Genomic DNA, 10,175 nt, shown 5'->3' with positions numbered 1-10,175 from the left:
GGGCACCCGCGACGTTCTCCTGGGAAGCGACCGTGGACCAGAAAAAACAAACTCCACAGCCTCCGTTCATTTCTACGGCCGACGAGTTGCTCGCGCTTGCACAGGAAGCGGGGCGCCTCGGCATCTTCGAATGGCAGGTTACCTCCGGACTGTTGCATCTGTCAGAGCAGTTCCTCTCGATCTACGGGCTCGAAGCGTTTGATGGGCGTTACGAGAGTTGGATCAGTTGCGTGTTCCGGGAGGATGTAACGCGCCTCTCCAATCTAATTGAGAGGGCGTTCGCCGAGCGCCATCGCGAGTTGATTACCGAGTTTCGCATTGTTCGGCCGAACGACCGGAGCCTCGCGTGGGTCGAGGCGCGCAGCATAAACTTTTACGACGCAAGCGGTCTTCCCGTGCGCGTCGTGGGTGTGAACGTGGACATCACAGAGCGCAAGCGCGCGGCGGTCCAATTGCGAGCATTTACCGAGTCGCTAGAGGAGGCCGTGCGAGAGCGGACCCGAGAGCTCGAAGCCGAGAATGAGGCGCGCAAGAAAGCCGAGGAGTCGCTACGACAGGCGCAGAAGATGGAGGCCGTCGGCCAGCTTACAGGGGGCGTTGCGCATGACTTCAACAACCTGCTGACAATCGTGCTCGGGGGGCTCGACGTCATCGGGCGGCAATTGCCCGCGCTCGGCCTCTCACCGGCGTCGGAGCGGATCGCCCGCGCGCGGGAGATGGCAGCCCAGGGCGCAAAACGCGCCGCGACCTTGACCAGCCGTCTTCTTGCCTTCTCACGCCGGCAGCCGCTTGATCCAACGCCGCTCGACGCCAGCAAACTCATCGCGGCCACCGGCGAGATCCTGCACCGGACTCTCGGTGAACAGATATCCCTTGAAACTGTGCTCGGAGGAGGGCTTTGGCGTATTCATGCCGACGCCAACCAGCTCGAAAACTCGCTTCTCAACCTCGCCGTGAATGCGAGGGACGCACTGACGCACGGCGGCAAGGTGACAATCGAGACCGCGAACTGCTATCTGGACGAAGCGTATGTCGCGGGCATTTCGGAGCCGGTCGAGCCCGGGCAGTATGTCATGATCGCGGTGACCGACACCGGCGTAGGCATGGACAAGACCACGCTGGAAAAGGCGTTCGAGCCGTTCTTCACGACGAAAGAGGTGGGCCAGGGCACGGGGCTCGGTCTCAGCCAAGCCTACGGCTTCGTACGCCAATCCGCCGGACACATCCAGATTTATAGCGAGCCGGGTGAAGGGACCACGGTGAAAATCTATCTGCCGCGTTATGTCGGCGAGGATGAAGCACCGAAGGAGCAGGGGATATCCCGCGGCTTACCGTGCGCGATCGGCGACGAGATGATCCTCGTTGTGGAGGACGACGAAACATTGCGCGCCTACACGGTCGAAATCCTCGGCGAACTCGGATATCAGGTCCTGGAAGCCGAGCATGGGATGGCGGCGCTCGACATTATCAACGAGCGCGACGACATTCATCTGCTCTTCACGGACATCGTGATGCCGGGCGGAATGAACGGTCGCGAGCTCGCCGACCAAGCGCTGCAGTTGCGGCCTGCATTGAAGGTGTTGTTCACCACCGGGTATACAAGGAACGCCGTGGTCCATCATGGCAGGCTCGACCCGGGCGTGCATTTGATCGTCAAACCATTCTCATTTGACGAGCTGGCCGGGAAAATTCGGTCGCTCCTCGACAACGAGTTCTAGTGGCGCCACGCAGGTCTTACGGTAGGCAACGCCCACTTTAGTTCAGGTCGTGCGCTCGAGAAGCGCAAGGAGACCTTTGAGTAAATCCTCCGGACTGGGCGGGCATCCTCGGATATGGAGGTCGACCGGTACAACATTCCCTACACCGCCCGCCACCGCGTAGCTCTCCGCGAAGAGACCGCCGTCAACGGCGCAATCGCCGACCGCCAACACCCATTTTGGATCGGGCGTCGCGGCGTAAGTGCGCTCGAGCGCCACGCGCATGTTCTTTGTCACGGGCCCCGTGACGAGCAGCACATCTGCATGGCGGGGAGAGGCGACGAAGCGCAGCCCGAACCGTTCGAGATCGTAGAATGCGTTGTTGAGAGCATTGATCTCCAGCTCGCAGCCATTGCATGAGCCCGCATCCACCTCGCGAATGGCGAGGCTTCGTCCGAGCCTTCGGCGCGCCGCGCGGTCGAGGCTCACCGCGAGTTCTGCAAGCGCGCCGTCGTCCGCCGTCGGCGGTCTGTCGGTAACGGGCTGGCGCCCCAAATTCTTGAACAACAGGCTGCGCATACGTTTGGCGACCTTACAGATCGTGCCCCGAATAGGAGCAATTGAATGATTTGTTGCAGAGCGGGAAATCGGCGACGATGTTGCCCTCGATCACAGCTTCCAGCAGCGGCCACTGGAACCAGGAGGGGTCGCGCAGGTGGCAGCGGGCAATCAGCCCGTCCGCATCGATCCGCACCCATACAAGCACATCGCCGCGAAAGCCTTCGACGAGACCGAGACCTTCGCGTTCCTCGGAAGCACTACCGAGTTTCGCCTGCAATGCCCCCTTGGGCAGCTTCGCGATGATCTGCTCGATCAGGGACAGGCTTGCTTCGATCTCGCGGATGCGGACCCAGACCCGGGCGTTTACGTCGCCCTCCTCAAACACAGGCACCTTAAACTTGAGTCTCTCGTAGGGCGCATATGGCAGCGCCTTGCGCACGTCGAAGCCACGCCCCGAGGCACGGCCCACATAACCGCCGGCGCCGAAGGACCGCGCCAGCTCCGGGCGAAGATGACCGGTCGTTACGGTGCGGTCTTGCAGGGAAGCGGTGCCGTCGTAGATCGCAACGAGCTCTGGAAATTTTCGCCGCGCATGGTCGATCAGGTCCTGGAGATCCTGGATGCCCTCTGAAGCAAGATCCGCCGCCACGCCGCCCGGAACGATGCGGTCCCGCATCAGGCGATGGCCGAAGCATCGATTTGCAGCGCGCAGGGTGCGCTCACGCAGGATTCCGCATTCGGTGTACAAAAGGGAGAACGAGGCATCGTTGCAGATGGCGCCGACATCCCCGAAATGGTTGGCGAGCCGCTCAAGCTCCGCCATGAGCGCGCGAATCCAGACCGCGCGTGCCGGAACCTTGGTGCCGAATGCCGCTTCGACCGCATGCGCGAAGGCGAGCGCGTAGGCCACGGTGCTGTCGCCGGAGACGCGGCCCGCGAGACGCGCCGCCTTGTCGATGGACGCCCCTGTCATCAAGGATTCCACACCTTTGTGCACATAGCCGAGGCGTTCCTCGAGCCGTACCACCGTCTCGCCGTTGGCGGAGAAGCGGAAATGGCCCGGCTCGATGATGCCGGCATGCACCGGGCCGACCGGGATCTGGTGGACGCCGTCGCCTTCGACGGGCAGGAATTTGTAGGCGAAGGGGCGAACCGGAGATCGCTTGCGGGCGCCGAGAGGATGTTTCACCCCCCAGACACCATGATCGAGCCATGGCCGCAGATCCTGAAGGCCGACCGGGTTGAAGCCGTACAGGTCGCAGATGGTCCGTTCGAGCCGGATCGCCGCCGGGTGGTGCTCGCCGACGGACGGAAAATCCGTGCCCTCGATTGTGATGATAGCGATCTCGCTCGCTGGCTCATCGAGAAGCGCCATATGAACGGACTGCACGTCGCCCCAAAGACCGAGCAGCGTTGCGCGTGTCTGCACGAGGTCCTGAATCGCGGCGCGCCATCCCGCCTCGGTGACAACGACGCGCGGGCAGGGGCGATGACGGGCTACCTTGCGGCCGCTTTTTACGATGTCTTTTAATGCCGCCATCGGGACCCCGTCATCCGAGTAGCTTCGCCACGTTCTGGAACCAGGCGACGAGCGGACCCGGCAAATAGACACCGGCAACAAGCACGAGCCCAAGATGTGCGAACATCGGCACGTAGGAGCCGTTGGCTTTGTGCGTCGGTCCGCGCGGCGCACCGAAAGCGACCTCGTTCAATCGCTGGAAGAGCGCGCCGATTCCGACGAGAAGTCCAAAAACCAGCGGCAGGACGAGGAGGGGATCGCGCGCAAATGTCGAGCTCACCAATAGAAACTCGCTCATAAAAATGCCAAGCGGCGGCAAACCGGCGATGGCCACGACCCCGAGCACCAAGCCCCAGCCGAGCACGGGATTGGTTACGGTGAGCCCGCCCATTTCCGACATTTTCTGCGTGCCCTTGACTTGAACGATGTCGCCGACGGCAAAGAAGATCGCCGATTTGGTCAGCGAATGCAGGGTCATATGCAGGAGGCCGGCGAAATTGGCGAGCGGACCACCGATGCCGAAGGCGAAGGTGATGATCCCCATATGCTCGATGGAGGAGTAGGCGAAGAAGCGTTTGATGTCGTTGCGGCGGTAAAGCATGAAGGCCGCAAACAGGACCGACACGAGGCCCATGCCGATCATCAGCGGTCCGGGTGCAAGCGCCTCCGGGTTCGCCGCGAGCAGCATCTTGAAGCGCAGCAATGCGTAAAGGGCGACGTTCAGCAGCAGCCCCGACAGCACTGCGGAGATCGGCGTGGGGCCTTCGGCATGGGCGTCGGGGAGCCATGCATGCAAGGGCGCGAGACCGACCTTGGTGCCATAGCCGAGCAGCAGGAACACGAAGGCGAGGTTGAGGAGCGCAGGGTCGAAGCTTCCGGCCTGCCCCAAGAGGTTCGTCCAAACCATGGAATTGAGACCCTCGCCGACCGTGGGCTGGGCCGCCATGTAGACGAGGATCGTCCCGAACAGCGCAAGCGCAATACCGACACTGGCAAGGATGAAATATTTCCAGGCCGCCTCCAGCGCCGCATGCGTCTGGTAGATGCCGACCATCACAACGGTGGTGAGCGTGGCAAGCTCGATCGCCACCCACATGATGCCGATATTGTTGGTGAGAAGCCCGAGCGCGAAGGCGAACATCAGCAGCTGATACATCGCGTGATAAAGGCGCAGGAATCCGCGCGTGACCTCGCCCTTCTCGAACTCGTGATTGATGTAATTCGCACTGAAGACGCTCGTGGTGAAACCGACAAAGGTGATCAGCACGACGAAGACGCTGTTGAGATCGTCAAGGAAGAGATAGGGCCCCGGCGCCGGGCGATCGAGCAAGATCAGAGATGCGGCCGCCAGGAACGTCAGAAACGACGCCGCCGCGTTGACATAGGCGGTGAGTTTGCTGCCCGGGAGCGCGGCGAGCAGGAGGGCTGCGACAGCCGGGATAGCGAGAACCAGAGTGATCGCATCGAGGCTCATTGGCGCTCTCCGCGGCTTCTGTCGAGCGCCCCAACATCAACTGTGTCGAAGCGCTCGCGGATGCGGAACAGAAAAATTCCGATCACGATGAAGGCGATGAGAACCGAGAAGGCCACGCTGATCTCGACCACTAGCGGCATCCCCTTGGCGCCGGTGGCGGCAAGCACAAGGCCGTTTTCCATCGACATGAAGCCGACCACCTGACTGACGGCATTCCGCCGCGTCACCATCATCAGGAGACCGAGCAGCACGACCGCGAGCGCAAAGGCAAGATCGGCGCGCGCAAGCGGCGCGGCTCCGGTGGTGACTTGCAGCATCACCACCATGGCAAGCGCGACAAGCCCGAGACCCAGCAGCATGGTCTGGCCGATGCCGACCACAGTGTCGACTTCCCGATGCAGGCCGAACTGCGTGATCATGCGTCGCAAGACGAAGGGAATCACCGCCGCCTTGAAAACGAGCGCAATCGCGGCCGTGATGAAGAGGTGCGGCGCGTGTTGCGCGTAACCCTGCCACGCCACGGCTAGCGCCAGCAGGATCGATTGCACCGCGTACACGTTGATGAGCGAGGAGAGCCGATCCTGATAGAGCAGCATGAAGCTTGCGAGCACCAGCGAACCAGCGAGCACATGGGCGATGTCGAAGGCGAGGCTTTGCATCTACAGGCTCCTCGACACGAAGAGGAGGAGGCTCGCCAGCAGTCCGAGCATCAACGCCGCGCCGAGAAATTCCGGCACGCGGAACACGCGCATCTTGGCAATCGAGGTCTCGAACACCGCGAGCAGAAAGCCGCCGAGCCCGAGCTTCGCGACATAGGCCGCGAGGCCGAGCGCCAATAGGCCCGGCGGCGCGCCCGAAGGCGCCAGCCCCCAAGGAAGAAAGATGCAGGCGATGAGGGAGACGTAGAGAAGGAGCTTGAGCTCCGATGCGAGGTCGATCAGCGCGAGATGCCGGCCCGAATATTCCAGCACCATGGCTTCATGCACCATGGTGAGTTCGAGATGCGTGGCCGGATTGTCGACCGGAATGCGTGCGTTCTCAGCGATCGCGACCATGAGAAGCGCGATCAATGCCATGCCGAGCGAGACGCGCAAGCCGACCTCCGAGGACACCATGAACTCGGCCATGGTCGAAAGCTGGGTGGAACCCGCGAGCAGCGCCAGGGTAAAAACGACCATCAGCATGGCCGGCTCAGCCAGCGAGGCGATCATCACCTCGCGGCTGGAGCCGATGCCGCCAAAGCTCGTGCCGACGTCCAGCCCGGCCAAAGCGAGGAAGAAGCGCGCCAGGCCCAGCAAGGCGATGATGGCGATGAGGTCGGCGGACCAGGAGAAGAGAAGCCCGGTGGCGAAAGTCGGCACCAAGGATGCCGCGACCCAAGTCGCCGCGAAAATGATGTAGGGACAGGCCCGGAACAGCCAGGATGCGCCATCGGCGAGCACGACGTCTTTGCGCATCAGACGAGCCAGGTCCCGGTACGGCTGCAAAAGCTGCGGGCCTTGGCGGCGCAGCAGCCGCGCCTTCACCTTGCGCACGAAGCCGACGAGCAGAGGCGCGAGCAAAAGCACCACCAGCATCTGCCCGCCCTGCACCAGGAGATCGACCATCATGGCCATAGGGCGAGCACCAGAAGCAGGCCGACCAGGGCGATGAAAACGATGCCGAGATACTCGCGGATGGAAAGGAACTGTAGTCGATTGAGAACTCCTGCCGCGTGTTGAATGCCGATACCGATGGGTGCGTAAAGCGTATCCCAGATCGGATCCTCGATGTCGACCTCAATGCGCGCGGGCCGGTTGTCTCCAGGCGGGGGCATGTCGACGCGCTCGCGCGCACGAAAGATGGACGTGCCGAAGACGCGGCGAATGGGTTGCGCAAAACTCGAGGCGGTGTACTGCGTCGCCGGGCTTGAATCGGGATAGCCGCAATCCCAGGCCGGCCCGCGGCGAATCTTGTCCGATGCGAGCCGGTGGATGGCGACGGCGGCCAGCGTCGCCGAGACGACCATGAAGAGGAATACGAGCAGGCCGTCGTAGGAACTACGGCTCTCGGCGACCGGCACGATGGAGAAATAGGGGATTTGGCTTTGCAGCGGCATGCTCGCGCCGACGAGAGTCTCGCTCACGGGCGCCAGCGCATCGATGAAGATGCCGGGCAGAATGCCGGCGAGGAGACAGAGGCTTGCGAGGAACACCATGGCCGCGAGCGAGAATCGGTCGGTTTCGCGCGCACGGTCCGCTGCTTCGGTGCGAGGCCGGCCAAGGAAAGTCACACCGAAGGCTTTGACGAAGCAGGCAGCGGCAAGCGCGGCAGACAGCGCGAGCAGGGCGCCGACCGCGGGGACGAGAAATTTCAGGCCCCATGACGGCAATTGCGGGCTGAGCAGGATGGCCTGAAAGGTCAGCCATTCGGAGACGAAGCCATTGAGAGGCGGCAGGGCCGAAATGGCGACGCAGCCAATCAAAAACGTGAAGGCGGTGAGCGGCATGCGGTGGATGAGACCGCCTTGATGCTCCATGTCGCGCTGGCCGGTGGCGGCGAGCACGGCGCCGGAGCCGAAGAACAAGAGGCTCTTGAAGAGCGAATGATTGAACACGTGCAGCAGCGCCGCGGTGAAGGCGAGCGCGGCGGCTAATGGCATGCCGTAGGCCTGGAAAGCGAGCGCGAGCCCCAAGCCGATAAAGATGATCCCGATATTCTCGACCGTGTGATAAGCGAGCAGGCGCTTCAGATCGTGCTGCATCAAGGCGTAGAGCACGCCCATCACGCAGGTGATACCCGCTATCGCAAGCACCACCATGCCCCACCACCACTGCGGGCCACCGGCTAGATCGAAAACGATCCGCACGAATGCGTAGACCGCGACCTTGGTCATAACGCCGCTCAGCAGTGCGGAGACATGGCTCGGAGCGGCGGGATGTGCGAGCGGCAGCCAGGCATGGAGCGGCACGAGGCCGGCTTTGGATCCCGCTCCGAGCAAGGCAAGTGTCAAAACAAGTGCGGCGCTTGTGGGTGACAGCGCCGTGTCGCGCATTTGCGCAAAGGCGTAGCCGCCGTCAGGACCGGCAAGCAGACTGAACGCGAAGAGCAGCGCAAACGTGCCAAAACTCGCCATCACGAGATAGATGTAACCGGCGCGCAGATTCTCGCGCGACTCGTGATGCGCGATAACCAGCGCCCAGGACGAAAGTGACATGAGCTCCCAGGAGAAGAGGAACGTGAACGCATCGGCGGCGATCACCACGAGGCTCATTGCGGCGACGAAGGCGGGATAGAACGGCAGGACGCGCATCGGCGCGTCTTCGTGGCGGCCGTAGCCGAGCGCAAACAGGCTCGCAGCAGACCCGCCAATATTGACGACAAGAAGAAAGAACGCAGAAAGCGTATCGATGCGGAAATGAGCGCCGACCCACGGCAATCCGAGCGGTAACGTCAGTTCCGGCGTCGGATCGTTTCCGAGCAGTTGCCAGAGCGCGGCGGTGCCTGCGCTGGCACAAATGAGCAGCGACCCACCATAGACTACACCCCGGCCCAACGCGGTCCGGCCGACGAAAAACGAGAGAAGAACGAGAGCAAAAAGACCAGCGATGGCAGACTGCGCTATGACCAGGGTCATGCGCTAACGACTGCGGTCACGAGCTTCATCAGCTAATCCACATGTCGCGGACGCGCCGTTGCGTGCTTCACCTAACTGGATGGCGTCACGATCCGTCCGCCATCTCAGCCACTTGTGATCAGTTCCGAGAAAAGCCCCCGAAGCCCGCTATTGCGCAACCGTTATCGTTCCCCCCCCTCCTTTGGTCTTAACAAAGAAGGTGGCGCTATCTAAACCGGGCCAATGTGGTTATCAAGAAAAACCATGGGTTGGGCTTTCGCACTGCACCAGAAATGCAGTTCGCCTGCGCTCAGCGCGCGAGCCGGTGAGAAACACGAACCCCGAATAGCCGCTACGGATCTCCCGCTCGACGATACCGATACGTGCCGCCTTGATATTTTCGGCGTGGCGCGAGAACACGGTCTCTATCGTATCCGCTGAGAGACAAAGCACTGGGAAGGGCCGGTCGGCGACGACGTAGCCGGCGGAGCGCACGAGGAAGGCAGCTATTCTCGCCCCGCCCGGCTTTACGGATCGCGCGAAGGCCGCACATGCCGCATCGAATTCATCCTGTCGTTCGGTGATCGACTCCGGCGCAAAAGAACATCGTCGCGGCGTCCTGCTGCGGAGCAGAGCCACGGGGTTTTCTGGCAAATCATAGCCTGGCCCATAGGCCTCGCGCGCCGTGCACCAGAAGTGCCGCCATTGCGGGCGCATGCGCTCGGTGCGCAGCTCCGCTTCGAGCCACGCCACATTGCTCTCCGCATATTCCCATGCCGTCAGCTGCCGGGCGCGGGGCAGGGCGCAGTAGAAGGGAATGAGGTTGGGGCCTGTGCCGACGTCGACGATATCGAGCTCGGCGCCGAGCGGCGGCGCCAGCTTCATGGCCTCGACCGCGTGACGAATGAGAAGATCGTCGTCGGGATGAGGCTCGCCGTAATAATGCTGAAAATAGGCCTCGGAATCGAATTCCGCCCAGCGATAGTCCGCGTTCCCCGAAGGCTTGCGCGTCGCGGGCGGCTCGGGCGGTTTTTCAAATGACACGGACGCGCTCCCGAAAGTTGGCGTCCTAGCCTTCGCTCGACAATGGGCAAATTTCAAGAGCGCGGTTTACGCGGCGCCGCTGGATTTGATAGGCTGCGCCGGCGAGGCGATGGCTGCTGCACGAAGGTCTGCGAGGCGTGTTTGCCGGACTTTGCCGTTCGCTGTATCACGCTGGCTCAGAACCCCCGATCGAGGACGAGCAAGCGTGGAGCAGGCGTTTTCGCAAGAGGCATGCGGTCCGGTCGTTGGCGTGGTGCTTGCCGGCGGACGGTCGAGCCGCATGGG

8 protein-coding genes are annotated in these 10,175 nt (G+C 62.5%); 1 reads left to right on the top strand and 7 read right to left on the bottom strand.

Features of this window, described 5'->3' with window-relative positions:
- Positions 1-1,718: ATP-binding protein (locus ACR2J1_RS07700; protein WP_434018750.1), on the top strand; the 1,718-nt coding region annotated here is incomplete at its 5' end.
- Between the two features lie 42 nt (positions 1,719-1,760).
- Here ACR2J1_RS07700 and ACR2J1_RS07695 read toward each other — a convergent pair.
- From ACR2J1_RS07695 to ACR2J1_RS07665, 7 genes are all read right to left on the bottom strand, one after another.
- Positions 1,761-2,276 carry an NADH-quinone oxidoreductase subunit B family protein gene (locus ACR2J1_RS07695; RefSeq protein WP_434018749.1) on the bottom strand — a complete coding sequence of 172 codons (516 nt, stop codon included), beginning with the start codon at positions 2,274-2,276 and terminating at the stop codon, positions 1,761-1,763.
- Between the two features lie 13 nt (positions 2,277-2,289).
- A complete protein-coding gene (locus ACR2J1_RS07690; protein WP_434018748.1) occupies positions 2,290-3,798 on the bottom strand; it encodes an NADH-quinone oxidoreductase subunit C in 1,509 nt (502 codons plus the stop codon).
- A 10-nt stretch (positions 3,799-3,808) separates the two neighbouring features.
- Positions 3,809-5,251 (bottom strand): hydrogenase 4 subunit F, encoded by a 1,443-nt coding sequence (locus tag ACR2J1_RS07685; RefSeq protein WP_434018747.1) that lies wholly within the window; start codon positions 5,249-5,251, stop codon positions 3,809-3,811.
- Positions 5,248-5,910: a hydrogenase-4 component E gene (locus ACR2J1_RS07680; protein WP_434018746.1), complete on the bottom strand. Its 663-nt coding sequence runs from the start codon at positions 5,908-5,910 to the stop codon at positions 5,248-5,250. Before ACR2J1_RS07680 ends, ACR2J1_RS07685 begins: the two co-directional genes overlap by 4 nt.
- A complete protein-coding gene (locus ACR2J1_RS07675; protein ID WP_434018751.1) occupies positions 5,911-6,861 on the bottom strand; it encodes a respiratory chain complex I subunit 1 family protein in 951 nt (316 codons plus the stop codon). It lies immediately after the preceding gene.
- Positions 6,858-8,867, bottom strand: a complete 2,010-nt coding sequence (hyfB, locus tag ACR2J1_RS07670) for a hydrogenase 4 subunit B (protein WP_434018745.1) — start codon at positions 8,865-8,867, stop codon at positions 6,858-6,860. The genes ACR2J1_RS07675 and hyfB overlap by 4 nt, the downstream gene beginning before the upstream one ends.
- Before the next feature lie 231 nt (positions 8,868-9,098).
- Positions 9,099-9,890 carry a hypothetical protein gene (locus ACR2J1_RS07665; protein WP_434018744.1) on the bottom strand — a complete coding sequence of 264 codons (792 nt, stop codon included), beginning with the start codon at positions 9,888-9,890 and terminating at the stop codon, positions 9,099-9,101.
- Positions 9,891-10,175 lie beyond the last annotated feature (285 nt).

The sequence above is a fragment of the Methyloceanibacter sp. genome (assembly GCF_050999895.1).
Taxonomy (GTDB): Bacteria; Pseudomonadota; Alphaproteobacteria; order Rhizobiales; family Methyloligellaceae; genus Methyloceanibacter.
The sequence above is the reverse complement of the archived record's forward strand: the minus strand, read 5'-3'. Positions and strand labels throughout refer to the sequence as shown.